At 72.6% G+C, this 23,903-nt stretch carries 25 protein-coding genes, 1 tRNA gene and 1 pseudogene; 19 read left to right on the top strand and 8 right to left on the bottom strand.

The genetic code is table 11. From position 1 onward, the window contains the following. Window positions 1-94 precede the first annotated feature (94 nt). A pseudogene (locus HDC93_RS06500) lies at window positions 95-1,074 on the top strand (DUF72 domain-containing protein). On the opposite strand, the gene HDC93_RS06505 reads toward HDC93_RS06500, so the two are convergent. The 4 genes from HDC93_RS06505 to HDC93_RS06520 all read right to left on the bottom strand — a co-directional run bounded on the left by HDC93_RS06505 (window position 974) and on the right by HDC93_RS06520 (window position 6,219). After that, window positions 974-2,806, bottom strand: coding sequence for a copper resistance protein CopC (locus HDC93_RS06505; RefSeq protein WP_185008090.1), 1,833 nt, complete (start codon window positions 2,804-2,806; stop codon window positions 974-976). The pseudogene HDC93_RS06500 and the gene HDC93_RS06505 sit on opposite strands and share 101 nt — an antisense overlap. A gap of 158 nt (window positions 2,807-2,964) precedes the next feature. Further along, window positions 2,965-3,444, bottom strand: coding sequence for a cupin domain-containing protein (locus HDC93_RS06510; RefSeq protein ID WP_185008092.1), 480 nt, complete (start codon window positions 3,442-3,444; stop codon window positions 2,965-2,967). Then, on the bottom strand, window positions 3,441-4,049 hold the full coding sequence (locus tag HDC93_RS06515; RefSeq protein ID WP_185008094.1) for a GNAT family N-acetyltransferase: 609 nt from the start codon (window positions 4,047-4,049) through the stop codon (window positions 3,441-3,443). The genes HDC93_RS06510 and HDC93_RS06515 overlap by 4 nt, the downstream gene beginning before the upstream one ends. Beyond that, window positions 4,042-6,219 carry a penicillin acylase family protein gene (locus HDC93_RS06520; RefSeq protein ID WP_185008096.1) on the bottom strand — a complete coding sequence of 726 codons (2,178 nt, stop codon included), beginning with the start codon at window positions 6,217-6,219 and terminating at the stop codon, window positions 4,042-4,044. The genes HDC93_RS06515 and HDC93_RS06520 overlap by 8 nt, the downstream gene beginning before the upstream one ends. A 79-nt stretch (window positions 6,220-6,298) precedes the next feature. Between HDC93_RS06520 and HDC93_RS06525 the strand changes: the two genes are divergently transcribed. The 5 genes from HDC93_RS06525 to HDC93_RS06545 all read left to right on the top strand — a co-directional run bounded on the left by HDC93_RS06525 (window position 6,299) and on the right by HDC93_RS06545 (window position 9,154). Continuing rightward, entirely contained in the window at window positions 6,299-7,021 is a 723-nt protein-coding gene (locus HDC93_RS06525; protein ID WP_185008098.1) for a siderophore-interacting protein, read from the top strand. 36 nt (window positions 7,022-7,057) lie between these two features. Then, window positions 7,058-7,651 (top strand): HhH-GPD-type base excision DNA repair protein, encoded by a 594-nt coding sequence (locus HDC93_RS06530; RefSeq protein WP_185008100.1) that lies wholly within the window; start codon window positions 7,058-7,060, stop codon window positions 7,649-7,651. 557 nt (window positions 7,652-8,208) lie between these two features. Beyond that, the gene (locus tag HDC93_RS06535) at window positions 8,209-8,580 is read left to right on the top strand and encodes a hypothetical protein (RefSeq protein WP_185008102.1); all 372 of its coding nucleotides are present in this window, start codon (window positions 8,209-8,211) and stop codon (window positions 8,578-8,580) included. A 6-nt stretch (window positions 8,581-8,586) separates the two neighbouring features. Beyond that, window positions 8,587-8,943 carry a hypothetical protein gene (locus HDC93_RS06540; RefSeq protein WP_311774497.1) on the top strand — a complete coding sequence of 119 codons (357 nt, stop codon included), beginning with the start codon at window positions 8,587-8,589 and terminating at the stop codon, window positions 8,941-8,943. 73 nt (window positions 8,944-9,016) lie between these two features. Then, on the top strand, window positions 9,017-9,154 hold the full coding sequence (locus tag HDC93_RS06545; protein WP_185008104.1) for a hypothetical protein: 138 nt from the start codon (window positions 9,017-9,019) through the stop codon (window positions 9,152-9,154). A 579-nt stretch (window positions 9,155-9,733) separates the two neighbouring features. On the opposite strand, the gene HDC93_RS06550 is transcribed toward HDC93_RS06545, so the two are convergent. Next, window positions 9,734-11,341 carry a helicase HerA-like domain-containing protein gene (locus HDC93_RS06550; protein WP_185008106.1) on the bottom strand — a complete coding sequence of 536 codons (1,608 nt, stop codon included), beginning with the start codon at window positions 11,339-11,341 and terminating at the stop codon, window positions 9,734-9,736. A 106-nt stretch (window positions 11,342-11,447) separates the two neighbouring features. On the opposite strand from HDC93_RS06550, the gene HDC93_RS06555 reads away from it, so the two are divergent. After that, on the top strand, window positions 11,448-11,744 hold the full coding sequence (locus tag HDC93_RS06555) for a type II toxin-antitoxin system VapB family antitoxin (RefSeq protein ID WP_003999914.1): 297 nt from the start codon (window positions 11,448-11,450) through the stop codon (window positions 11,742-11,744). 121 nt (window positions 11,745-11,865) lie between these two features. Beyond that, the gene (locus tag HDC93_RS06560; RefSeq protein WP_185008855.1) at window positions 11,866-12,480 is read left to right on the top strand and encodes a LytR C-terminal domain-containing protein; all 615 of its coding nucleotides are present in this window, start codon (window positions 11,866-11,868) and stop codon (window positions 12,478-12,480) included. 23 nt (window positions 12,481-12,503) lie between these two features. Here HDC93_RS06560 and upp read toward each other — a convergent pair whose 3' ends face one another. Next, on the bottom strand, window positions 12,504-13,139 hold the full coding sequence (gene upp / locus HDC93_RS06565) for a uracil phosphoribosyltransferase (protein WP_185008108.1): 636 nt from the start codon (window positions 13,137-13,139) through the stop codon (window positions 12,504-12,506). A gap of 132 nt (window positions 13,140-13,271) precedes the next feature. Between upp and HDC93_RS06570 the strand changes: the two genes are divergently transcribed. From HDC93_RS06570 to HDC93_RS06610, 8 genes are all read left to right on the top strand, one after another. Then, window positions 13,272-13,505 carry a hypothetical protein gene (locus tag HDC93_RS06570; protein WP_185008110.1) on the top strand — a complete coding sequence of 78 codons (234 nt, stop codon included), beginning with the start codon at window positions 13,272-13,274 and terminating at the stop codon, window positions 13,503-13,505. Between the two features lie 276 nt (window positions 13,506-13,781). Further along, a complete protein-coding gene (locus HDC93_RS06575; protein ID WP_185008857.1) occupies window positions 13,782-14,321 on the top strand; it encodes a hypothetical protein in 540 nt (179 codons plus the stop codon). 437 nt (window positions 14,322-14,758) lie between these two features. Next, on the top strand, window positions 14,759-15,190 hold the full coding sequence (gene tadA / locus HDC93_RS06585) for a tRNA adenosine(34) deaminase TadA (protein ID WP_185008112.1): 432 nt from the start codon (window positions 14,759-14,761) through the stop codon (window positions 15,188-15,190). A gap of 45 nt (window positions 15,191-15,235) precedes the next feature. Beyond that, window positions 15,236-15,320 (top strand) — tRNA-Ser (locus HDC93_RS06590). A 116-nt stretch (window positions 15,321-15,436) separates the two neighbouring features. After that, on the top strand, window positions 15,437-15,613 hold the full coding sequence (locus HDC93_RS06595; RefSeq protein WP_031105388.1) for a hypothetical protein: 177 nt from the start codon (window positions 15,437-15,439) through the stop codon (window positions 15,611-15,613). Continuing rightward, complete coding sequence (locus HDC93_RS06600) at window positions 15,613-15,906, top strand: Dabb family protein (protein WP_031105389.1); 294 nt, start codon at window positions 15,613-15,615, stop codon at window positions 15,904-15,906. The genes HDC93_RS06595 and HDC93_RS06600 overlap by 1 nt, the downstream gene beginning before the upstream one ends. 389 nt (window positions 15,907-16,295) lie before the next feature. Continuing rightward, window positions 16,296-17,135 carry an RNA polymerase sigma factor SigF gene (locus tag HDC93_RS06605; protein ID WP_185008114.1) on the top strand — a complete coding sequence of 280 codons (840 nt, stop codon included), beginning with the start codon at window positions 16,296-16,298 and terminating at the stop codon, window positions 17,133-17,135. 268 nt (window positions 17,136-17,403) lie between these two features. Beyond that, window positions 17,404-18,306, top strand: a complete 903-nt coding sequence (locus tag HDC93_RS06610) for an RNA polymerase sigma factor SigF (RefSeq protein WP_185008116.1) — start codon at window positions 17,404-17,406, stop codon at window positions 18,304-18,306. Between the two features lie 468 nt (window positions 18,307-18,774). Here the strand turns inward: HDC93_RS06610 and HDC93_RS06615 are convergent, their stop codons facing one another. Next, on the bottom strand, window positions 18,775-18,972 hold the full coding sequence (locus HDC93_RS06615; RefSeq protein ID WP_185008118.1) for a hypothetical protein: 198 nt from the start codon (window positions 18,970-18,972) through the stop codon (window positions 18,775-18,777). Between the two features lie 216 nt (window positions 18,973-19,188). Between HDC93_RS06615 and HDC93_RS06620 the strand changes: the two genes are divergently transcribed. From HDC93_RS06620 to HDC93_RS06630, 3 genes are all read left to right on the top strand, one after another. Next, a complete protein-coding gene (locus tag HDC93_RS06620) occupies window positions 19,189-19,677 on the top strand; it encodes a MarR family winged helix-turn-helix transcriptional regulator (RefSeq protein ID WP_185008120.1) in 489 nt (162 codons plus the stop codon). A 13-nt stretch (window positions 19,678-19,690) separates the two neighbouring features. Next, window positions 19,691-22,237, top strand: coding sequence for an MFS transporter (locus tag HDC93_RS06625; protein ID WP_185008122.1), 2,547 nt, complete (start codon window positions 19,691-19,693; stop codon window positions 22,235-22,237). Window positions 22,238-22,326: 89 nt separating this feature from the next. After that, window positions 22,327-23,184: a YceI family protein gene (locus HDC93_RS06630; protein WP_185008124.1), complete on the top strand. Its 858-nt coding sequence runs from the start codon at window positions 22,327-22,329 to the stop codon at window positions 23,182-23,184. Here the strand turns inward: HDC93_RS06630 and HDC93_RS06635 are convergent. Further along, window positions 23,167-23,868 carry a GAF and ANTAR domain-containing protein gene (locus HDC93_RS06635; protein ID WP_185008126.1) on the bottom strand — a complete coding sequence of 234 codons (702 nt, stop codon included), beginning with the start codon at window positions 23,866-23,868 and terminating at the stop codon, window positions 23,167-23,169. The two genes, HDC93_RS06630 and HDC93_RS06635, sit on opposite strands and share 18 nt — an antisense overlap. Window positions 23,869-23,903 lie beyond the last annotated feature (35 nt).

Genomic DNA, 23,903 nt, shown 5'->3' on the forward strand with positions numbered 1-23,903 from the left:
ATCACCTGGTTACCCCGAATGCGACGGGTCTCACCGTGACGCCCCGGCCGAGAAGCGGAGCCTGCCGCCGCCGGGCCCGGGTAACCGCTCCCCCATGGGTCAGATCCTCGTGGGCACGTGTTCCTGGACCGACCGGGCCCTGGTCGGCAGCGGCTGGTACCCGCCGGGGCGGCGGGACGCCGAGGGGCGGTTACGGCACTACGCCGAGCGGTTCGGCGTGGTCGAGGTCGACGCCTCGTACTACGCGCTGCCGGGCGAGCGGAACGCCGGTTGGGGGCCGAGCGCACACCGGACGGGTTCGTGTTCGACGTGAAGGCTTTCTCGCTGCTCACCGGGCACCCCACCCGGGCGGCGGTGATGCCGGACGGGTTGCCGGCCGCCCACCGGGACCCGGCGGTGCTCGACCAGGTGTGGGCGCGGTTCGCGGCCGGGATCGAGCCGCTGCGGGAGGCGGGGAAGCTCGGGAGCGTGCTGTTCCAGTTCCCGCCCTGGTTCCGGCCCGGGCAGCGGGCGGAGGCCTTCCTCCGGGAGTGCGCGGAGCGGACCGAGGGCTGGCCCGTCGCCGTCGAGTTCCGGCATCCCTCCTGGTGGGAGCCGGGGCAGGACGAGGCGACCGGCGCGCTGCTGACCCGGCACGGCATGGCCGCGGTCGCCGTCGACATGACGCAGACGCTGCCCTCCTCCGTCCCGCCCGTCACTCCCGTGACCTCACCCCGGCTCTCGGTGGTCCGGTTCCACGGCCGCAGCACCGCGTGGGGCACCGGCAGCAAGGAGGACCGGTTCCGGCACGCCTACGACGAGGACGAGCTCGCCGAGTGGCTGCCCCGCGTGCGTCGGCTGGCCGAGCGGACCGAGCAGGTCCACGTCCTGTTCAACAACTGCTGCGGTGACGCCGCCGTCCGCGCCGCCGAAACCATGACACGGCTCCTCGTCGACGGCGCCTCGGCACCGGGCGCGGTGGCGGCGCGGCTGCCTAGGGCTTCACCCGCACCCGGCGTTCCACCGACACCTGGTCCACGTCCGACACCCGCACGGTCGTCTTCATCCTCCAGTTCCCGGCGAGCGGCAGGTTGACGGCGTTGGTGCTCCAGTAGCCGCCCCGGTCAGCGAGTTCGGCGTCGATCGGACCGACATCGCGAGAGGGCAGACTGAAGGTGATGCGGACCTCGGGGACCGCGACCAGGCCCCTGTCGGAGCCGTAGACCAGGGCCTGTATGCCGTTCTCGCCGACGCGGGCCGGGTCCAGGGTGATCTGCACCTTGCCGCTCCCGGTCACGGATCCCGTGCCCGTGTCGAAGGGCACCGTGATCTCGGTCGTGGGCGGCAGCGCCCCCACCGGTGCCTGCTGGGCCGCCTCGGCCTGCGCCCGGCTCGGAAGCGTGCCCGTGAGCACGGTCGTGATCATCAGCACCACGGCGGCGACGGCGACTTCGACCAGGACGGAGCGGCGCAGGCGGCTCCGGATGCCGGGGTCGCCGGATCCCGGCTTCACCGGGCCGCCGGGCGGCTCCGGTTCCTCGGATTCCTCGGAGGCAGGCCCCGCTTCGCCCGTCCCGGGTCCCTCGGCTGCTTCGTGGCCTTCCGCAGGCGCGCCGACCGGCTGCGGGACCGGTGCCGGTACGGCCGCCCGGGCCGGAACCGCCGGTGCCGCGATCAGCGCCGTCCAGCGCCGCGAGTACCCGGCCACCAGCAACAGCACGCATATTGCGGCGAGTTTGGCGAGCAGCAGACGGCCGTACGCCGTGCCGGTCAGCGCGGAGAGGGAGCCGAGGCCGCGCCAGGACTGGTAGAGGCCCGTGACGGCCAGGACGATCACCGCGGCGAAGGCGATCCGCGAGAAGCGGGGCACGACCTCCGGCAGATCGCCCCCGGCCGAGCGGCGCAGGGTCAGCAGCAGCGCCACGAGGCCGCCGAGCCAGACGCCGGTCGCCAGCAGGTGCAGCACGGACGACGTCATCGCCAGCGGCACCTGGATCCCGGCGGAGGCGTGTTCGGCCGCCGCCCAGGTCAGGGCCAGGGCCGCGGCCAGCGCCGTGCCGATCGCCAGGGCGGCGGGCCGCTCCTCGGGGCCACGGCGCCTGGACAGCCGGATCAGGAAGACGGCGGTCAGCAGGAGGACGATCAGCCGCGCGAGCAGGGCCTCGCCCGGGCGGCCGGTCAGCGTGCGGCCGAGGGCGGCGGCGTCGAAGGCGGCGGCCGGGCCCGTGCCCGCCTCGTAGGGAGCGCGCAGCAGGAGCAGGACGACCGTCGAGCCCAGCAGCGTCCACCAGGCGGCCACCAGCGGCCTGCGCAGGGGGGACGTGTCCGCGGGCCGGCACAGCAGCGCGAACGCGGCCAGGCCGACGAGCAGCGCGGCGGCGAGATAGGCGAGGTAGCGGGCGGCGTCGTGGAGGCCGCCGGTGAGCGGGTCCTCGGCGGGGCCCGTGTCGAGCTGCCCCGTGGTCGCGGACGGATTCCCCACGGAGAAGCTGAAGGCGCCGGAGACGGGGTGGCTGTCGGCGGAGACCACGCGCCAGGCCACCGTGTACGTGCCCTGGGCGAGCTTGCCGGGCAGTCCGACCCGGGCGGTGTCGGAGCGGCCGTCCGCGTGCGTGGCCTCGTCGGTGTGGACCCGGCGCTGGTCGGGGCCGAAGACCCGGAAGGAGTCGTCGAGCAGCCCCACGGACTCGGTGAAGGTCAGGGTGACGTGGCGGGGGGCCTGCTTGAGAACGGATCCGTCGTCGGGGTCGGTGCCGCGGAGGGCGGAGTGGGAGGAGGCGGGGGCTGCTCCGGCGAGGAGCAGTACCAGCACGGTGCCGAGCAGCACCAAGGCTTGGAATCGCCGGGTATGTCCGGCATTGCGATCCTCGTTCCGCCGTTGGTCCACGTGGGTCTCCGGGGTCGGGCTGTACGGCTACGAGTGAAGTACGGACGGGATCGGTGTAGTGCTCACCGGGCTCGAGAGAGGTGCCTTGCCCACCGGGCTCAGGAGCCGGGCCTGGACAGCCCCGCGATCTCGTCGGCCACCGCCGGATAGCGGGCCGTCAGCTCCGCGGCGTCCCCGTGCTCGTAACCGTCGAACGTGAAGCCGGGCGCCATCGTGCAGCCGAACAGGGTCCACTGCCCGGCTCCGCGCACCCTGCCGCCCATCCACGTGCCCGCCGGGACCGTGAACTGGACGTGCTGGCCATCGAGGAGGTCCGGCCCGAGGACCACCGTCCTCGGGCTGCCGTCCGGGGCGAGCAGGAGGAGCTCCAGGGGGTCGCCCCGGTAGAAGTGCCAGATCTCGTCCGTCGGCAGGCGGTGGAGGGCGGAGAAGTCGCCCGCTGTCAGGAGCGCGACGATCGCCGTGCCCTCCGGCCTGCCGTCGGGGCGTTCGGGGCCGGCCCAGGTCTGGCGGTACAGGCCGCCCTCGCGCGGGATCGGTTCGAGGCCGTAGTGGGCGATGAGGTCCTCTGGGGTCACGCGGGGAACAGTATCTCCCGGTCGAGGAAGGCGAGCTGGGCCTTCTTCTCCGGCAGGTACACGTCCGGGAGGTCGATCTCCGGCAGCACCACCACCGGCCCGGCGGCGAAGCCGAGCTTGAGGAAACGGGCGACGGCCTTCTCGTTGCGCACGTCCGGGTCGACCACGACCCGTCGGCGGTCCAGGCCGAGCAGGACGTATCCGGTGATGACCGCCACCAGCCGCGCGGTCCATCCGGGTCGGGCGCCGCCCGGTCCGGCGGGGGCGAGGAGCAGGTGGACGCCGATGTCGCCGGGGCGGACCTCGTAGCACTCGCTCACCCGGTCGGCCTCCGGCTCGTAGGTCTGCAGGAGCGCGACCGGTTCGCCGTCGCGGACGACGAGGTGGGCGTGGTGGGTGTCGAGCGTGGCCATGTGGGCGTAGATCCCGGCGACCTGCTGTTCGGTCAGTCCGGTCATGCCCCAGAAGGCGGCCCGGTCCTCACGGACCCACCGGTGGACCACCGCGGCGTCGGCCCCGGGGGCGAGCGGCAGGACGCGGACGGTGCCGAAGCCGTCGATCACCTGCGTGTGGACGGGTGTGCGGGAGGCGTACGGGTCAGACATCGGTTTCCTTCTTCAGCCGGGTCCAGTCGGTGACGACCGGGACGAGGTCTCCCGCGAGCCAGAGCGGCAGCTGGTCGCGGTGGTGGGGCGAGCCGGGGACGCCCGAGGCGCCGAGCGGGACCACCCAGCGGCTGTCCTCGCGCCGGGCCAGATCCCAGACGTAGCGGGCGGCCGGGCCCCGGGCGGCGCGGTCGGTGAGGCCCGGCACGCCGGAGGTGCACAGCACGCAGTCGTGGTCGCCGGACAGCCCCGGCTCGTCGTACGGCTGCTCCGGCTCCAGGGCCCGCCAGGGGGCGAGGCGGTGGGTGTCGCCCCAGACACCGGCCGGCGGGCGCAGGGCCACGTCCTCGACGGCGGCACGGACGGCCGCCGGGCGGTCGATTCCGTACAGGTCCTCGGCCCGCAGCAGGTGTTCGAGGGCGAAGCCGACCCGGGGGACGAGGGCGAGCCAGGGCTGGAACACCTCCGGGTACGCCGGCGGTGTGGTGAGCGCGGCGAACGCCGGGTGCGCCGCGAGCCGCCGTACGACCGCTCCGCGCACGGCCGCGTAGAGGGCCGCGTCGGCGCTGCCGGCGTCCATGCGGCGGTCCCAGCCGCGGAGTCGGTCCCGGAGGGCGGCGGCCTCGGGGGTGAGGTCGTCGAGGGCGTCGAGGTGGTCCAGGAGGGGTGAGGCGGAGGCCAGATGGGTGTCCGTGTGGAGGGCGGGCATGTCGGCGGCGGACCAGCGCTCCTTGCCCGCGAGCAGCGCGGCGATGCGGTCGGCGCGGTGCGGCGGGGCGAACTCGACGCCGAGGGGTTCGGCCGGGCCACGCTGGTTGGCCATGACGGCGACGCCGTCGGTGAGCCCGGCGCGCGGCGGCACGCGCCAGCCCTGCCATGCGTGGCCCGGCACCCAGGCGGGCACCGCCCGGAGGGAGTTGGCCTCGGCGCGCACTGGCACCCGCCCGGCCACGCGGTGCAGGACACCGCCCTCGGTGTCGGCCGCCTGGACGACGTTGACCGGCTCGGCCCAGCGGTCGAAGGCCCGGTCGACATCGGCCACCCGACGGGCCCGCAGCAACGGCAGCAGCGCGCCGAAGCCGAGGTCGCCGGTGACGCGGGGCGGGTAGCGCAGGCTGATGGCCACGGGCGGGGCGAGGGAGGCGGCGGAATCGGTGGGGCCGGCGGGATACGGGGGAACGACGGAATCGGCGGGATCCGCGGAATCGGCCCGCCCGCCGTCGTACGCCAGGTCCGTCGGATCGCCGTCGATGCCCTCGGGGCCGCCGATGATCACCGGGCCCCGGCCGGTCTCGACGACCTCGACCTCGACCGGCTCCTCGCCCGCCACCTCGATCGTCTCCGTGTGCCGGGAGGCCCGCCGCCAGACCCCGTCCGGGCCGAGGGCCTCCACCCCGGCGCCGGTACGCCGCAGCCGCTCCCGGTAGAGGTCCTGGTAGTCGGCCATGGCGTTGGTGATGGCCCAGGCGACCGAGCCGGTGTGCCCGAAGTGGGCGATGCCGGGAACGCCGGGGACGGCCAGGCCCACGACGTCGAACTCGGGGCAGGACAGGTGGATCTGCTGGTAGACGCCCGGGTCCTCGATCCAGCGGTGGGGGTCGCCGGCGATGACCGCCTGCCCGGTGACCGTCCGCTCACCGCCGACCAGCCAGCCGTTGCTGCCGGAGGTGCCGGGGCCGTCGGTGGCGAAGAGGCCGACGGCGTCCGCGCCCAGGTGCGCGGCGACCTGCTCGCGCCAGAGCTTGGCCGGGAACCCGGCGAAGAGGATGTGGGCGGCGAGCCAGACGCCGAGCGGGGTCCAGGGTTCCCAGCGGCCCGGGGTGAGACCGGTGCGGGCGAACTCGGGGGCGGTGCTGTCGGCCAGGCCCTCGTTGACCCCGTCGACGTACGCGCGTACCCATTGCGCCGTCCCGGGTTCCCGTCTCTCCAGGTCCGCGAAGCAGCGTCTCGCGGTGTCGTCGACTCTGGCCCGTCTGGCGAACCGGTCCCAGGCCAGGGCGCTCCCGCCGAGGAAGGACGCCGAGGTGCCCTGCGCCCGGTGGCGCTCGATCTCCAGCTGCCAGGCCCGGTCGCGGGCGGTGACGAGGCCCTGCGCATGGGCGAGTTCGGCCGCGCTGCCCGCGCGCAGATGCGGAATGCCCCAGGCGTCACGATAGATCTCGGTGGCCACGCTGCGCCCCCCTCTCTTTAGGTTAGGCTTGCCTAAGTCAAAGCTGTGGCCGAATCGTACGCGAAGGGGCGGAAAAGCGATGGGGCAGGGGCGGGGTTGGGAGGGCGCGGTCCTCAAACTGATGCGCGGCAAGGACTTTGAATTCACGGTGACGGACATCGAGGACGTCACCCCGGAGTACCGGCGGCTGCGCTTCACCGACGGCGGTCTGCTGGCCGCCACCGGAGTGCACCCCACGATGTGGGTACGGCTGTGGTTCGACAACGCGGGCAAGCCGCACCAGCGCGCCTACACCCTGGTCGACCCGGACGCCGAGGCCGGCACCTTCGGCCTGGAGTTCGCCCTGCACGAGGGGCGCGCCAGCGACTGGGCCAGGGCGGCGAAGCCGGGCGACACCATCGAGGCGACCGTCCAGGGCACCGGCTTCGACCACCCGGACCCCGCGCCCTCGCACGTCTTCGCCGTCGGCGACCCGGCCTCGCTGCCGGCCATCAACTCCCTCCTGGACGCCCTGGGTTCCGCCCCGGCCACCGTCTGGTTCGAGGGCGGCGACGACGACCTGCCGTTCCGCACCGACCCGGACCGGCACGAGCTGCACAAGGTGCCGCGCCAGGACTCCGGCGCCCACCTGGTCGACCGCGTGAAGTCGGACCTGCCCGCCCTGCTCCAGGGCACAGCCGACCCCTACGTCTGGATCGCCTGCGACACGGTGACGACCCGGGCCCTGACGGCGTACGTCCGCAAGGAACTGGGCCTGCCCAAGCAGCGGGTGCACGCGCTGGGCTACTGGCGGGCCACCTGAGCAGCGGGAGGGCCCGCCCCGGGGGATGATCGGGGCATGGACGTCACTCTTCACCTCGCCCAGGATCCCGAGGCCGACGCGCTGCTCGGCCGCAGCCCGCTCGCCGCGCTGGTCGGCATGCTGCTGGACCAGCAGGTCCCCATGGAGTGGGCGTTCAAGGGCCCGGCGACGATCGCCCAGCGGCTCGGCACGGACGACCTGGACGCGCACGAGATCGCCGCGCACGAGCCGGAGGCGTTCGCCGCGCTGCTCTCGCAGAAGCCCGCGGTGCACCGCTACCCGGGCTCCATGGCCAAGCGGATCCAGCAGCTGTGCCAGTACCTCGTCGAGCACTACGACGGTGACGCCGAGGCCGTCTGGACGGACGTCGCCACCGGCAAGGACCTGCTGAAGCGGCTCGCCGAACTGCCCGGCTTCGGCAAGCAGAAGGCCCAGATCTTCCTCGCCCTGCTCGGCAAGCAGCTCGGGGTCCGGCCCACGGGCTGGCGGGAGGCGGCGGGCTCCTACGGCGAGCCGGACTCGTTCCGCTCGGTCGCCGACATCACCGGCCCCGAGTCCCTGGTCAAGGTCAGAGCGCACAAGCAGGAGATGAAGGCGGCGGCGAAGGCGGCGAAGGCGTCCGGCTCCTAGTCTGGGAGTGTCCTGAAGATCTTGGAACTGCGCCCGGCTTGCACCGGTTCGTGGTGATTGACATTTACCGGCAATCCGGGGCGATCCCGGCGGCCGGAGCAAGATCTTCATCGGTCTTCTAGCTAGCTAGCTAGGCGGTGTCGGCCGGGCCGTGACAGCCGGGCCGGGACCGCTCGGCCGTGACAGCCGGGCCGGGACCGCTCGGCCGTGACAGCCGGGCCGGGACAGCCGGGCCGGGACCGCTCGGCCGGGACCGCTCGGCCGTGACAGCCGGGCCGTGACCGCTCGGCCGGGACCGCTCGGCCGTGACAGCCGGGCCGTGTCGGCCGGGCCGGGACCGCTCGGCCGTGACAGCCGGGCCGTGACCGCTCGGCCGGGACCGCTCGGCCGTGACCGCTCGGCCGTGACAGCCGGGCCGGGAGCGCTCGGCCGTGTCCGCCAGCCCCTGTCCGCTCGGCCGTGCCCTGACCGCCAAGCCGTGTGCGGGGCCTGGCGCCCGTCGTCCGCCTGGCCCGGCCCGGGTGGCGAGTCCCTCGGGCCGGGGCCGAGCATGAACCATGGCCGAGCCACCGAGCGGCTCCCCCCGGGGCCGGGAACACGACACCGACCGCGACCGCGCACCCCTGGGCCTGGAACCCCCTGTCCGGCAGGGTCCGGGCCCGGACGGCCCCCACTCCCGTGACCAGCACGAACGGCACAGCCACACGCCGCCCGTGCCCCCGGACCACTGGCCGTACGACCCGCAGGCGCCCCGGGCCGCCGACCCCCACGAACGGATCGCACGGCCCGGCCCGCAGGACCCTTGGCCCACGGACCCGCACGGCCCGGAGCCCTCCGCGGAGAACCCCCGCGACCCGGGCACCGGCATGGGCCGGGCGGGCCAATCTCGCAGCCGCCGGGATGAACGGCGTGGCCGCGGCGGGGAGTGACCTCCGGTGACCCCCGCACCTCAGCCGGTCCCCCGCAGCCCGCGTCGACACGCCTGGCTGCGGGTGCTCGTCCTGCTGCTCGCCCTGCTCGTGCCGGGCGCGCACGCGGAAGCCCACACGGGGTGGACGGCGGGTGTCTCCGGTGAGAGCACCACCGTCGAGTGCGACCTCCTCTGCACCGCCCTGCGCCCACCGGCCCGGACCGCCCGCCGCACCGCCGCCGTCCCGCTGAGCCCCGACCCGCTGAGCCCCGACCCGCTCCCGGGCCCCGGGCCCGGGTCCACCGCACAGCACCCGGTTCCCGTACCGCCGAGCCCGCGGCTCGACCCTCGTCCCCTGCGCTCCGAGGTCCTGCGCTGCTGACAGGACCGGCCCCGCCCCGGTCCGTCCGTCCCGCACGGAACCAGCACGACGAGGAACGAGGAGGTACCCAGCCATGCTTCAGGACCCGTACGCCGTCCTGCGCGCCCTCCTGCGCGCGGAGGCCGCCCGCAGCACCCCCAAGCCCCACCCCGATCCCGACACGCACAAGCCGCAGCAGCCCCCGAAGGGAAGGAGAGCGGACCGCGGCTGACCCACCCGGAGGCCGGCGGAGGCACACCGCCGCCTCCGCCGGCCTGAGGAATACGAGGGCCTGAGGGCCACGGCGGCCTGAGGGCCGACCCCGCCGCCTGAGCACTCGGACTGCCCGAGGACCCGGCGACCCGGCGACCCAGCGACCCGGCGACCCGGCGACCCGGGGAATCAGAGACCTGAGGGCTCGGGCGACCGGAGGATCCGCCCAGCCTGAGAGCTCCGGTGACCTGAGGGCCCCACCAACCCGGGAATCCGGGGGCCTTGTGGCTCGGGCGACCGGAGGATCCGCCCAGCCTGAGAGCTCCGGTGACCTGAGGGCCCCGCCAACCCGGGAATCCGGGGGCCTTGTGGCTCGGGCGAGCGGAGGATCCGCCCAGCCTGAGGCCACCGCCGACCCAAGGGCTCCGCCGCCCGCCCTGACACCCTCCGCCGCCCTGAGGACGCCCTCGGTCGGGGCCGCCCGGCCGCGCGCCCCCGTTTCCCGAAGGCCCCGCCCCCTACCGCCTCCGCCGCCCTGAGGACGCCCTCGGCCCGGCCGCCCGGCCGCGCGCCCCCGTCTCCCGAAGGCCCCGCCCGCCTACCGCCTCCGCCGTCCCGATCGCCGGGCCGTGCCGAACAGGGACCTCGTGATCTCCCGCCCGATCTGCGTCCCCACCGACCGGGCCAGGGACTGGAACACCCCGCTTCCGACCACCTGCTCCACAGCGGACTGCGGTTCCTCTGCCCGGGGTTCTCGGGGTTTCCGGGGAGCGGCGTCCCGCATCTCGTCGGGGCCCTTCGCGCCGCGCCCGCGCTCCAGCCGCTCGTACGCCGACTCCCGGTCCACTGCCTGCGCGTACCGCTCGTACAGCGGGGACTCCGCGACAGCCCGCTCCAGGGCGTCCTGCCCGAGCGGGCCCATCAGCGACTCGGGCGCCCGCAGCCGGGTCGCCGCGACCGGCGTCGGCGCGCCCTTCTCGCTGAGCACCGTCACGACCGCCTCGCCCGTCCCCAGGTTGGTCAGCACCTCTTCGAGGTCGTAGGGCGACTTCGGGAAGGTCTTCACCGTGGCGTTCAGGGCCTTCTGATCGTCGGGGGTGAAGGCCCGCAGCGCGTGCTGCACCCGGTTGCCGAGCTGGGCGAGGACGTCGGCGGGTACGTCCTTCGGCGTCTGCGTCACGAAGAAGACGCCGACCCCTTTGGAGCGAATCAGGCGCACGGTCTGCGTGATCGACTCCAGGAACGCCTCAGAGGCGTCGTCGAACAGCAGGTGCGCCTCGTCGAGGAAGAACACCAGCCGCGGCTTGTCGACGTCGCCGAGCTCGGGCAGATCGTGGAAGAGGTCGGCGAGCAGCCACATCAGGAAGGTCGAGAACAGCTGCGGCCTGTCCTGTACGGCGCTCAGCTCCAGGACGGAGACGGTGCCGCGTCCGTCGTCACCCGTCCGCAGCAACTCGGTCGTGTCGAACTCCGGCTCGCCGAAGAAGTCGGACGCGCCCTGCGCCTCGAAGGCCGTCAGGGACCGCAGGATCACCCCGGCCGTGGCGGCCGACAGACCACCGATCGTCTTCAGCTCCTGCCGGCCCCCGTCCGAGGTCAGGAAGGTCACGACCGCCCTGAGGTCCTTCAGGTCGATCAGCTCCAGGCCCTTGCTGTCGGCGTAGTGGAAGATCAGCGCGAGGGACTGCTCCTGGGTCCGGTTCAGCCGCAGCACCTTGGCCAGCAGCACCGGACCGAACCCGGTGACCGTCGCCCGGACGGGGATGCCGCGCCCGATGCCGCCGAGGGCGTAGTACTCGGCCGGGAAGCCGGTCGCCGTCCAGCTCTGGTGGACGTCCGCGGCCCGGCCCTCGACCCGGGCATCCTGGCGGCCCGGCGCGGCGATCCCGGAGAGGTCGCCCTTGATGTCGGCGAGGAAGACGGGCACGCCCTGGGCCGACAACTGCTCGGCGATCAGCTGGAGCGTCTTGGTCTTGCCGGTGCCGGTGGCGCCCGCGACCAGGCCGTGGCGGTTGAGCATCGCCAGCGGCACCCGGATCTGCGCGTCCGGCAGGCACTCCCCGTCCCACAGCAGGGCGCCCAGGTGCAGGGCCGGGCCGGTGAACGCGTAGCCGGAGGCGATCCGCAACGCGTCCTGGGGGAGGGCGGCGGCACGCTCGGACACTTCCGGAGCCGTCGCCGACGGCGTGGTCTCGCGATCCGGCATATTCACGCACCTGTTCCGGGTTCGTACCGCCTTGTATTGATTTTTTAAGCGTCGCACTCGCTCGCCATGGCTGCGCCCGGAAGGTCTTGACCGGTAGGCTTTCCGTGTGATCTTCAAGCGCATCGGAAACGGCCGGCCGTACCCCGACCACGGCCGGGAAAGTACCCGGCAGTGGGCGGACGTCGCGCCGCGCCCGGTCCGCCTCGATCAGCTCGTGACGACCAAGGGTCAGCTCGATCTGGAAACACTGCTCGCCGAGGACTCCACGTTCTACGGCGACCTCTTCGCGCACGTCGTGAAGTGGCAGGGCGACCTGTACCTGGAGGACGGGCTGCACCGCGCGGTGCGGGCGGCACTCCAGCAGCGTCAGGTGCTGCACGCGCGCGTGCTCGAGCTCGACTGATCCCCGCCCGTCGCGGGTTGGCCCTTTCGGGTTCCGCTGGGCGACGTCGAATGATCATCTAGTAGGCATCGCCGCCCGGGCGCACTACGCTGCGCTCATGAGCATGCTGACTCCCCCCGGCATGGGCGGCAAGTACCGCATCACGGGCAACAAGTACCCCCGGATGCGCCGGCCCCGGCGGCGCGGCAGGCTCGTCGGCCTGACCGTCGCGTCCGTCGTCGTCCTCGGCGTGGGCGGGTGGGGCACGCTGCAGCTCATCGACGTCTTCACCGGCGGCGGCAGAAAGGCTTCGGCGGCCGGTGACGGCACGGACTGCGGCGTCAAGACCAAGGCGAGCCCCTCGCCCAGCGCCAAGCCCCTGCCCCAGCCGCGCACGATCACCGTCAACGTGCTCAACGCCACCACCCGCGGCGGCCTGGCGAAGAAGACCGCCGACGAGCTGAAGAAGCGCGGCTTCAAGATCGGCGACGTGGGCAACGCGACCAAGCAGTACGACAAGAAGGTCAAGGGCACCGGACTGCTCCTCGGCCCCGCCGCCGCCCTCGACACCGCGCTGCCCGTGCTCGGCACCCAGCTCCCGGGCGCCGAACGGCGCGCCGAGGCGGCCCGCAAGGGCGCTGCCGTCGACCTCGTCATCGGGGACGGCTTCAAGGAGCTGGCCAAACAGCAGGACGCCGACCGGGCACTGACCAAGCTGGCCAGGCCCGAACCGGCGCCCACGCAGGAGGGCTGTTAGGGCCTGCCTCCAGGTCCCGGGTCCTACTCGGCGGCCCCGTACATCCGGTCCCCCGCGTCGCCGAGGCCCGGCACGATGTAGCCGTGCTCGTTCAGCCGCTCGTCGACCGAGGCGGTCACGACCGTCACCGGCGTGCCGGCCAGCTCGCGCTCCATGATCTCGACGCCCTCGGGGGCGGCCAGCAGCACCACGGCGGTCACGTCGTCGGCGCCGCGCCGGATCAGCTCACGGATGGCCGCGACCAGCGTGCCGCCGGTGGCGAGCATCGGGTCGAGCACGTACACCTGACGCCCCGACAGGTCCTCCGGCATCCGCGTCGCGTACGTGGAGGCCTCCAGCGTCTCCTCGTTGCGGATCATGCCGAGGAAGCCCACCTCGGCGGTCGGCAGCAGCCGGACCATGCCGTCCAGCATGCCGAGCCCGGCGCGCAGGATCGGCACCACCAGCGGCCGCGGGTGCGACAGCTTGACGCCCGTGGTCCGCTCGACCGGCGTCCGGATGTCGACCTGTTCGGTGCGCACGTCACGCGTGGCCTCGTAGGCGAGCAGGGTGACCAGCTCGTCGGCGAGACGGCGGAAGGTCGCGGAGTCGGTGCGCTGGTCGCGCAGCGTGGTGAGTTTGTGGGCGACCAGAGGGTGGTCGACGACGTGGAGACGCATGTCCACAACATTAACCGGGCGGGGCGCCCCGGACAGCACGGCAAGGCCGCCGTCCGGCCGTCACCCGAACGCTGGCGTCAAACCGCCCGTCCGGGGGAAAGTGGGAAAGACGGACTGGGGGTGGTGAACCAGATGCCCGACCGGGATTTCCGAGACGATCCGTCACCGCGCATACGGCCGGGGGCGGGCCCGGAGCCCGACCAGACGGACGGGACCGACGAGTCCGACGCCGAGCGCCGCCGGCGTCGCGCCCGGTTCCTGCGCGATCTGGCCGAGGCCCGGGAGCTGCGCGACCGCGTCCAGCCGCGCCGCGCCAAGACGGCCCGGCTGCGCCACGCCATGCGCATGCGCACCTTCCGCTGGTAGGAAACGCGTGAGGAAACCTCCGGCAAAGATCACGAACCGCGCGGAGGCTGTCGCGGTTGACCGTGCGTGGAGCGGGGTAAAGCCGCGTACGATCCGCAGGTGGCGGCAACGGGCGTGCGAACAGAACTGCCCAACACAGGGAGCCGAAGACGTCCCCTGAACGCCTTGTTTCTGCCACGATTCCGAGTGGGTGGGGCTCGGACGAGCACTCCCCGCCCGTAACCTCCGCCGGGGGGACCCCCAACCGGCACGCCTATGACCAGTGGGAGAGTCACGGTGTACTTCGCCGCACTGCTCGCGCGCACCGAAGACGGGTGGGAAGCGAGCGACACAGAGCTCGACGATGTGGAAACCCTGTCGGATCTGGCCGACCTGGCCCGTGAAGCCTCCCCCGACGAGGACACGGTGCTCGTGCTCATCGAGCAGGAGGACGCCTGGTTCGGCGTGGTCCGCGTGGACGGCGAGGAGGACCCTCGCATCTACGTCTCGGACGCCGCCGCCGCTGCCCGCAGCAGCTACGGCGAGATCCTCCTCACCGACGAGCTGCTCGGCCGCGACCCGGACGACGGGGACGACCTCGACGCCCTGGACCTCGACGGCACCGAGGACGGTGAATCCGACGAGGACGACGACGATGCCGAGGCCGGTGCCGGGACCGCCGGGGCCGCCGACGTGCCGCACGGCCCGGTCGGCGACCCGCTGATCCTGGACGACCTCGGCGTGAGCGAGAAGGAACTGCGCCTGATGTCGACGGACGCCGTCACCGAGATCGCCGAGTCCCTGGGCGCCTCGGAGACCCTGGAGACCGTCCGCTGACCGGTCGCGCCGCCGAGGGTCCGCCGGATCCGGTCCCCGCGGGTCCGCCGGATCCGGTCCCCGCAGGTTCGCAGGATCCGGTCCCCGCGGGTTCACAGGAACAGGCCCCCGCAGGTCCGCCGGATCCGGTCCCCGCAGGTCCGCCGGAACAGGCCCACGCAGGTCCGCCGGATCCGGTCCCCGCGGGTTCACAGGAACAGGCCCACGCAGGTCCGCCGGATCCGGTCCCCGCAGGTCCGCCGGATCCGCCCACGGGTTCGCAGGACCAAGCCTCCGAGGGTTCGCCGGACCACGCCCCCGCTAGTCCGGCGGATCCCGCCCCCGCGAGTCCGCCGGATCAGGTCCCCAGGAGTCCGGCGGATCCCGCCCCCGCGAGTCCGCCGGACCAGGGCCCCGCGCGTCCGCCGGATCCCGTCCGGGATCCCTGGCGGGCCGCGATGCGGCTTGCCCTGGACGAGGCCGCCGAGGCCGTCCGGGGCGGGGACGTGCCCGTCGGCGCCGTCGTGCTGGCGCCGGACGGCACGACCGTGCTCGCGGCCGGGCACAACGAACGCGAGGCCGGCGACGATCCGACGGCCCACGCCGAGCTCCTCGCCCTGCGGCGGGCCGCGGCCGCCCTCGGCGCGTGGCGGCTCGCCGGCTGCACCCTCGTGGTGACCCTGGAGCCCTGCACGATGTGCGCCGGCGCGATCCAGCAGTCCCGCGTCGACCGGCTCGTCTACGGCGCCCGCGACGAGAAGGCCGGCGCCGCCGGATCGCTCTGGGACCTCGTCCGCGACCGGCGGCTCAACCACCGCCCCGAAGTGATCGAGGGAGTGCTGGCCGAGGAGTGCGCGGGACTGCTCACCGCGTTCTTCCGCGGACGCTGAATACCGATTTCAAAGCACGCGGCACCTTGCTGTAAGGTCTCCTTCGGTAGCGTGTCCGAGCGGCCGAAGGAGCTCGCCTCGAAAGCGAGTGTGGCGCAAGTCACCGAGGGTTCAAATCCCTCCGCTACCGCTCGAGAAGGGCCCCGTCGTCAGACGGGGCCCTTCGTGCGATCAGCCCCTTCGTGTGATCAGCCCTTCGTGCGATCATGTGCGCTGCATGGGACACCAGTGACAGGGGAGGCCGCGATGGCGGTGAACGCGAAGAAGGTCGCCGTCTACGCCCTCGTGGTCTTCGCGCTGTACGTGATCATCACGGACCCGGCCAAGGCGGCCGACTACGTCCAGATAGGCTTCCAGGGCATTTCGGACGCGGCCAAGGCCCTCGGCGACTTCGCCACGTGGGTCGCCAACGGAGGAAAGTGATGATCCGCCACCTGGTGCTCTTCAAGCTCAACGAGGGCGTCGAGCGCGACGACCCCCGCGTCGTGAAGGGCGTCGAGGCCTTCCGCGCGCTCGGCGACAAGATCCCGGAGCTCCGCTTCTGGGAGCTCGGCTGGAACGTCAGCGACCGTCCCATCGCGTACGACTTCGCCATCAACTCGGCCTGCGACGACGCGGACGCGCTGCGGCGGTACGTGGAGCACCCCGACCACCAGGCGGGGGTCGCGCTGTGGCGCGAGTTCGCCACGTGGGTGATCGCGGACTACGAGTTCTGACCGTTCCGAACCCCGCCGCCCCCGGCCCCCTGTCGCTGCGACAGGGGGCTCTTGTGTTGCGTGAGTTGATTTGTGCGGTGTTCATCCCTCAACACGTAGTTATGGGGTGCTTGCACACAGTGCACATGTCTTGTGATGCTATGACCGCTTTTGATGGAAGAGTTGACGGATGAGTTGACGATGACGAGGTGGAGTTGACCGTGCTGGCCAGTACCGCACCTCAGGCACCGTCCCATCCAGCGCCGGCTCCCCAAGCACCGCCACCGCCACCGTCCCCTCATCAGGCACCGGCCCCTCAGACACTGGCTCCACAGGGACCGGCTCCACAGGGACCGGCTCCACAGGGACCGGCTCCACAGGGACCGGCTCCACAGGGACCGGCTTCCCAGGTGGCCCCTGCTCAGGCCGCGCCCGCGGAAGCCGCTCCGGCCGCTCCGGCCGCTCCAGCCGTCCCCCAGCGGAGCAGCCGTGGTGCCGACACCCGGGCGCTCACGCAGGTCCTCTTCGCGGAGCTCAAGGAGCTCGAGCCGGGCACGCCGGAGCACGACCGCGTACGCGGGGCGCTCATCGAGGCCAACCTCCCGCTCGTGCGCTACGCCGCCGCCCGGTTCCGCTCCCGCAACGAGCCGATGGAGGACGTCGTCCAGGTCGGCACCATCGGGCTCATCAACGCCATCGACCGCTTCGACCCGGACCGGGGCGTGCAGTTCCCGACGTTCGCGATGCCGACGGTCGTCGGCGAGATCAAGCGGTACTTCCGCGACAACGTCCGCACCGTCCATGTGCCGCGCCGGCTGCACGAGCTGTGGGTGCAGGTGAACAGCGCGACGGAGGACCTGACGACCTCCTTCGGGCGGACCCCGACGACCTCGGAGATCGCCGAGCGGCTGCGTATCACGGAGGACGAGGTGCTGTCCTGCATCGAGGCCGGGCGGTCGTACCACGCGACCTCCCTGGAGGCCGCCCAGGAGGGCGACGGGCTGCCGGGGCTGCTGGACCGGCTCGGCTACGAGGATCCCGCGCTGGACGGCGTGGAGCACCGGGACCTCGTACGGCACCTGCTCGTCCAGCTGCCCGAGCGGGAGCAGCGGATCCTGCTGCTGCGGTACTACAGCAATCTCACGCAGTCCCAGATCAGTGCGGAGCTCGGTGTTTCGCAGATGCACGTGTCGCGGCTACTCGCGCGCAGCTTCCAGAGATTGCGGTCTGCGAACCGTATCGACGCGTAACCGCAAACGTTAGCGAGAGGTCACCGTGGGGAGGGAATCGCTCATCAGGGCCGTTCCCGACAGTTGAGAGCCGACAAGCCGTCAGACCCCTTGTTTGCAGGGCGGATTCGCGTCTCAGATGTCGACATGTCACTACAGCGTGTTGCCGACATGTGACATTCTGCGGGAAGCGCGTTTGCCGGAGCTTCGGCTCCGGTATTCAGGTGAAGGCTGCGTTCCTCAGACGGGGACGTCCGCCGCGACCGTCCCGCGACCCAAAGGGGGTGGCATGTCCGTAGAACAGGGCAGCTCGAAGGTGCTCACGCTCGCGGAGAGCGAGACAGCTCCCCATGCTCTCGACTCACTCGGCCCCATCGATGACGCACCGGCCCTCCCGGCCGAGCCCGTCCCGGTCCTTCCGGCTGCGGGCGCCATCGACACCCGCACCCTGTCCCGCTCCCTGTTCCTGCGGCTGGCCGCGCTCGACGAGGACAGCCCCGAGCGTGCGTACGTCCGTGACACGCTCATCGAGCTCAACCTCCCGCTGGTGCGGTACGCCGCCGCGCGGTTCCGGTCCCGGAACGAGCCGATGGAGGACATCGTCCAGGTCGGCACGATCGGGCTGATCAAGGCGATCGACCGGTTCGACTGCGAACGGGGCGTGGAGTTCCCGACGTTCGCGATGCCGACGGTGGTCGGGGAGATCAAGCGGTTCTTCCGGGACACCTCGTGGTCGGTGCGGGTGCCGCGCCGGCTGCAGGAGCTGCGGCTCGCGCTGACCAAGGCGAGCGACGAGCTCTCGCAGAAGCTGGACCGGTCGCCGACGGTGACCGAACTGGCCGCTGTGCTCGGGGTGTCCGAGGAGGACGTCGTCGACGGGCTGGCGGTGGGGAACGCGTACACCGCGTCCTCGCTGGACTCGCCGGCGCCGGAGGACGACGGTGGCGAGGGGTCGCTGGCGGATCGGCTGGGGTACGAGGACACCGCGCTGGAGGGCGTGGAGTACCGGGAGTCCCTGAAGCCGCTGCTGGCGAAGCTGCCGCCTCGGGAGCGGCGGATCATCATGCTGCGCTTCTTCGCGAACATGACGCAGTCGCAGATCGGCGAGGAGGTCGGCATCTCGCAGATGCACGTCTCCCGGCTGCTGACCCGGACGCTGGCGCAGCTCCGGGAAGGCCTGATCTCGGACTGACGGGTCCTGACGGAGGGCTGGGGCGCGGTCGTTGGGGCCGCGCCGTCTGCCTGTGCCTCCGGCGGTGGGGGTGCGCGTGCGCTTCGCCTGACCGTGGGGTGTGGGTCGGGGCCGCGCCGGGGGTGTCCGTCCTCGGAACGGCGCGATGGGATGTCATACCGACTGACTGTCCGTCGACGCGCCAACCGCTGCGGGCGGACACCCCCCGACACGGCCCCTTACGTGGTCCGGCGGGTGCGGGCCGTCCCAGCTGCGGGCATGCGTGCCGCTGGGGGCGATGGGGGTCCCCCCTGCTCGAGCGGAGCCGAGAGCTTGGGGGAGGGCGGGCGCAGCGGCACCCCGCTACGCCGGGCTGCGGACCCACCCGGCCTCAGCGTCGACGCCGAGTACCGCGCTGCCCAGGGGTGCGGACCCACCCGGCCCCAGCCGCTGTGCGCCGCGCCTGAACAGTGACCGCTGCCGAGGGCGTTACGCCAGTGCCAGCCAGGCCACCGCTGCGACGATCGCTACGGCGGCGACCACGCCGAGGATGAGGCCGATGCGCGGGCCGCCGCTTGGGGAGGCCGCTGCCTGACGGCCCTGCGGGGCCTCGTCGACGAACGCGCGGAACATCTGGGTGCTGCCGGCGGGGTCGTGATTGCCCTGCGGGGCCTGGTTGTTAGCCATGGCCCGAGACCCTAGCGAAAACGGCGGGGCTCCCCAAGTGGGGGTTGAGGTTCCGTTTGGGACCCAGTGCCCCGTACCGCGGGGCTCATCACCAGCGCGTTTACTCCCGCAATACTTGCCTTTGCCAACTTTTTGTACCCGCACCCCGCTCTTTTATTTGCCTGCAGCAACCAACAGCTTCTATGGTTGCCCTAAGCAACGAAAACGGGAGGTGCCATGGCCGAAAAGGCGCAGTACGAAGAGCTGGTCCGCCAGTTCAGCGCCTTCGGCGCCGTGAAGCGGGAGCTCGGGCGGATCATGCCCGCCGAGTGCCCCGGCGGGTCGGCGGCCGTGCTGACCCTGCTGGGCCGCCACGGCGACATGCGCATGAGCAAGCTCGCCGAGCTGCTGGCGGTGGACATGTCGGTCACCAGCCGCCACGTCGCGCACGTCGTGGACCGGGGCTGGATCGAACGCTCCCCCGACCCCGCGGACAAACGCTCACGCATCCTGCGCCTCACGCCCGCGGGCCACACACAGCTCGACGAGCTGTCCCGGCGGACCACCGAGGTCCTCGCCGAGCGCCTGAGCGACTGGACCGACGACGAGGTCGGCCAGCTCACCAGCCTCATGGCGCGGCTGAGGGAGAGCTTCGACTGCCGGCCCGGGACCCGGGCCGCGCCGGCCGCTTTCGACCAGACCACCCGTACACCCGCAAGCACGTAAGAAAAGGAAGCCCATGGCAACGACCACACCAGCCGGTGTGCGGGCTCATCCAAAGCACGGGGGAGGCTCCCACGGCTCCTCCGGCGACGGCGCTCCGATGACACACCGGCAGATCATGGAGGCCCTCACCGGCCTTCTGCTCGGCATGTTCGTCGCGATCCTGTCGTCGACGATCGTCTCCAACGCCCTGCCCCGGATCATCAGCGACCTCGGCGGCGGCCAGAGCGCCTACACCTGGGTCGTCACCGCGTCCCTGCTGACGATGACCGCCTCCACCCCGCTGTGGGGCAAGCTCGCCGACCTGTTCTCCAAGAAGCTGCTGATCCAGTTCGCGCTGGTCATCTTCGTGCTGGGTTCGGCGGCGGCCGGCATGTCCCAGAACCCGGGCATGCTCATCACCTTCCGCGCGGTCCAGGGCATCGGCATGGGCGGTCTGTCCGCGCTGGCCCAGATCATCATGGCGGCGATGATCTCGCCGCGTGAGCGCGGCCGCTACAACGGCTACCTCGGCGCCACCTTCGCCACCGCCATGGTCGGCGGCCCGCTGGTCGGCGGTGTCATCACCGACACCGACTGGCTCGGCTGGCGCTGGTGCTTCTACGTCGGCGTGCCCTTCGCCGTGATCGCCCTGATCGTGCTGCAGAAGACCCTGCACCTGCCCGTGGTCAAGCGGAAGGTCAAGGTCGACTGGGCCGGCGCCTTCTTCATCACGGCGGCCGTCTGCCTGCTGCTGGTCTGGGTCACCTTCGCCGGTGACAAGTACGACTGGGTCTCCTGGCAGACGTACGCCATGGTCGGCGGTTCGCTCGCGCTGCTCGCGCTGTTCGTCCTCGTCGAGGCGAAGGCGAGCGAGCCGATCATCCCGCTGCGGCTGTTCCGCAACCGCACCATCACGCTGGCCTCCGTGGCCTCCCTGTTCGTCGGTGTCGCGATGTTCGCCGGGACCGTCTTCTTCAGCCAGTACTTCCAGCTGGCCCGTGGCAAGTCGCCGACGATGTCCGGTGTCATGACGATCCCGATGATCGCGGGTCTGTTCGTCTCCTCCACCGTCTCCGGCCAGGTCATCACCCGGACCGGGCGCTGGAAGGCGTGGCTGATCGGCGGCGGTGTGCTGGTGACCGCGGGCCTCGGCCTGCTGGGCACGATCCGGTACGACACCGAGTACTGGCACATAGCGATCTTCATGGCGCTGCTGGGTCTCGGCATCGGCATGATGATGCAGAACCTGGTGCTGTGCACGCAGAACCAGGTGGAGCCGGGCGACCTGGGTGCCGCCAGCTCCACGGTGACCTTCTTCCGGTCCCTCGGCGGTGCGGTGGGCGTCTCCGCCCTGGGCGCGGTCCTGGGCACCCGGATCACCGACTACGTCAAGGACGGCCTGGCCGACCTCGGTCCGAAGGGCGCGGCCCTCGGCCACGCCGGCACGGGCGAGGGCAACATCCCCGACCTGAGCGCGATGCCCGCCCCGATCCGCACCGTCGTGGAGAGCGCCTACGGCCACGGTGTCGCGGACGTGTTCCTCTACTCGGCCCCGATGGCGCTGCTCGCGCTGCTGGTGGCGCTGTTCATCAAGGAGGTCCCGTTGAGGACGAAGGGCGGGCTGGCGCAGGCCGCTGCCGACGCGGAGACGCCGGCCGTGGTTCCGGCCGAAGTCGCCGTCGAGGCCGCCGAAGCGGAGAAGGCCGTGCCGAGCTGGGCCGTGGCCGAGACCGAGACCGAGACCGCCGACGGGACCGGGCCCGAGGGGACGCGGCGGCTCGCCGCCGTCGCCACGGCGGTGCGTGGCGAGGAGGCCTCCGGTGGTGTTCCGGTCCGCGGTTTCGTCCGCGAAAACGAGTCCGCGCCCGTGCCGCAGGCCGCCGTCACGCTGATCTCGCTGGCCGGGCGCCAGCTGGGCCGGTCCGTGGCGCAGGCAGACGGCTCGTACGCGGTGGACGCCCCGGGCGCCGGATCGTACGTGCTGATCGCCTCCGCCGACGGCTTCCAGCCGCAGGCGTCCACGGTCGTGGTGAACGGCGAGCCGGTCGCCTTCGACATCCTGCTCAGCGGCACCAGCGGGCTGACCGGCCTGGTGCGGGCCGCCGGGAGCGGGCAGCCGGTCAAGGACGCCATGGTCATCGTCACGGATGTGCGCGGGGACCTGCTGGCCAACGGAACCACGGGTGAGCAGGGCGAGTTCTCCTTCGCCGAGCTGGTGCCGGGGGCGGTGACCGTCGCGGTGAACGCCGCCGGGTACCGGCCGCGCGCCCTGCCCGTCGAGTTGGGCGGCACCGGGGTCACCCGGGTCGAGATCGACCTGGACGCGGGCGCCCGCGTCCAGGGTGTCGTCCGCGCCCCGCACGGCCCGCTGGCCGACGCCCGGGTGACGCTGGTCGACCAGGCGGGCAACGTCGTCGGCTCGGCCACGACCGGGACGGACGGGGCGTACGCCTTCACCGACCTGGACGGCGGCGAGTACACGGTCATCGCCACGGGCTACCCGCCGGTGGCCACCGCCCTGACGGTCACGGGTACCGGCACCGACGCCCACGACATCGAACTCGCCCACCCCGGCGAGTAGCAACGACCCCGGCCCGTGACGGGTGGGCGCGCTCTGAGCGGAGGTGCGCCCCCTGTCGCGGGCCGGTTTCTTACCGAGGAGTAGCTGAGATGGGACTGACCGCGAGGATCCGTACCCGGGACGGATGGGCCGTGTCGCACGCGGTCGTCACGGTGGCGGACATGACCGGTGCGCAGGTGCTGCGGGCCGAGGCCGACGCGGAGGGCGCCGTACGGGACGCGACGCCGATGGAGCCGGGGGCGTACACCGTCATCGTCACGGCGGTGGGCTATGCGCCCGCGGCCTCCAGCGTGATCGTGACCGCTGGGGGCACCTCCCGCTCGAGCGAAGCCGAGGGTGGGGGAGGGCGGGCCGAGGTCGGCTCGGTGACGCTGGCGCGGCAGGGCGGCACCGAGCTGCCGCCGCCCGGGCCGTGGACCGTCGACCCGGTGCACTCCAGCGTGGCCGCCGTGGCCCAGCACCTGGGCATCTCCAGCGTGCGCGGCCGGTTCACGGAGTTCTCCGGCTCGATCGAGATCGCCCCGGACGACGTCACCAAGTCGCGTGTGGAGGCGGTGATCCGGGCCGCGTCCGTCGACACCGGCAACGGCATGCGCGACGGGCACCTGAGGTCGCCGGACTTCCTGGACGTCGAGCGGTTCCCGGAGATCACCTTCCGGTCGACGGGGCTGACGGCGACAGGGTCCGACCGGTGGACCGTCCACGGCGAGCTGGGCATGCACGGGGTCGTCCGGCCCGTGGACCTGGACCTGGCCTACCTCGGCTCGGGTCCGGACCCGTGGGGAGGCACCCGGGCGGCGTTCCGCGCCACGACCGAGCTGCACCGCGAGGACTTCGCGATGAACTACAACCAGGTCCTGCAGGCCGGCATCGCCGCCATCGGCACGACGCTCAAGGTGGAGCTGGACATCCAGGCCGTGCAGGGAGAGTCACTTCCCGCGACGTGAGTCCGGGGCGGACACTCTCGCCACCAACTGGCCGCACAGGTCCCGGAGCTTGACGTTCCGGTCCTGCGAGGCCCGGCGCAGCCGCTCCAGCGCGATCCGCGCGTCGATCCGCTCCCGGGCCATCAGGATGCCGATCGCCTGGTCGATGACGCTGCGGGAAAGCAGCGCGGTGCGCACATCGGCCGCCGACTGGTGCCTGCGCTCGATCCGCAGCGCCACATCGATCGCGTCCCCGGACCGGGCGGCGAAGGCACGGGCCGCGTCCCGGCCCGTGCCCAGCGCTCCGGCCCGCGCCCCGTAGAAGTTGACCGCGGCGCCGCTCTCGCCCTCGACGGCGACCGGCACCGCCAGCGCGCAGCGGACGCCCACGGACAGCGCGTACTCCGTGTACGAGGGCCAGCGCGACTCCTCGGCCAGATCCGGGGCGTACTGCTCCTCGCCGGTCTCGGCCGCGTCGACGCAGGGCCCCGAGCCGTTCTCGTACTGCCGCAGGTCCAGGCCGCTGGGCATGCCGTCGCTGCCGGCCAGGGTGAGCAGCCGGCCGGCGCGACGCACGGTGATGCTGCACGCCTCGGCGCCGGGCACTTCCTGCACCGCACGGTCGGTCAGATCGCGCAGCAGGGTGTCGAGACCACTGCTGCGCACCATCGCCTGGTCCAGCGTGTCGGACGTCTCGGAGCTCATGACCGTACGGGTATCCCGTCACCGGCCGGACACGC

It is taken from the genome of Streptomyces sp. AK010 (assembly GCF_014207295.1).
Taxonomy (GTDB): Bacteria; Actinomycetota; Actinomycetes; order Streptomycetales; family Streptomycetaceae; genus Streptomyces; species Streptomyces massasporeus.

Coding starts and splice junctions, on each gene's coding strand:
- upp (WP_185008108.1), bottom strand. CDS start 13,139: ATGCGTCTCCACGTCGTCGACCACCCTCTGGTCGCCCACAAACTCACC.
- HDC93_RS06595 (WP_031105388.1), top strand. CDS start 15,437: ATGGCGGTGAACGCGAAGAAGGTCGCCGTCTACGCCCTCGTGGTCTTC.
- HDC93_RS06625 (WP_185008122.1), top strand. CDS start 19,691: ATGGCAACGACCACACCAGCCGGTGTGCGGGCTCATCCAAAGCACGGG.
- HDC93_RS06600 (WP_031105389.1), top strand. CDS start 15,613: ATGATCCGCCACCTGGTGCTCTTCAAGCTCAACGAGGGCGTCGAGCGC.
- HDC93_RS06610 (WP_185008116.1), top strand. CDS start 17,404: ATGTCCGTAGAACAGGGCAGCTCGAAGGTGCTCACGCTCGCGGAGAGC.
- HDC93_RS06535 (WP_185008102.1), top strand. CDS start 8,209: ATGGCCGAGCCACCGAGCGGCTCCCCCCGGGGCCGGGAACACGACACC.
- HDC93_RS06530 (WP_185008100.1), top strand. CDS start 7,058: ATGGACGTCACTCTTCACCTCGCCCAGGATCCCGAGGCCGACGCGCTG.
- HDC93_RS06545 (WP_185008104.1), top strand. CDS start 9,017: ATGCTTCAGGACCCGTACGCCGTCCTGCGCGCCCTCCTGCGCGCGGAG.
- HDC93_RS06525 (WP_185008098.1), top strand. CDS start 6,299: ATGGGGCAGGGGCGGGGTTGGGAGGGCGCGGTCCTCAAACTGATGCGC.
- HDC93_RS06550 (WP_185008106.1), bottom strand. CDS start 11,341: ATGCCGGATCGCGAGACCACGCCGTCGGCGACGGCTCCGGAAGTGTCC.
- tadA (WP_185008112.1), top strand. CDS start 14,759: ATGCGGCTTGCCCTGGACGAGGCCGCCGAGGCCGTCCGGGGCGGGGAC.
- HDC93_RS06620 (WP_185008120.1), top strand. CDS start 19,189: ATGGCCGAAAAGGCGCAGTACGAAGAGCTGGTCCGCCAGTTCAGCGCC.
- HDC93_RS06635 (WP_185008126.1), bottom strand. CDS start 23,868: ATGAGCTCCGAGACGTCCGACACGCTGGACCAGGCGATGGTGCGCAGC.
- HDC93_RS06615 (WP_185008118.1), bottom strand. CDS start 18,972: ATGGCTAACAACCAGGCCCCGCAGGGCAATCACGACCCCGCCGGCAGC.
- HDC93_RS06560 (WP_185008855.1), top strand. CDS start 11,866: ATGGGCGGCAAGTACCGCATCACGGGCAACAAGTACCCCCGGATGCGC.
- HDC93_RS06570 (WP_185008110.1), top strand. CDS start 13,272: ATGCCCGACCGGGATTTCCGAGACGATCCGTCACCGCGCATACGGCCG.
- HDC93_RS06630 (WP_185008124.1), top strand. CDS start 22,327: ATGGGACTGACCGCGAGGATCCGTACCCGGGACGGATGGGCCGTGTCG.
- HDC93_RS06515 (WP_185008094.1), bottom strand. CDS start 4,049: ATGTCTGACCCGTACGCCTCCCGCACACCCGTCCACACGCAGGTGATC.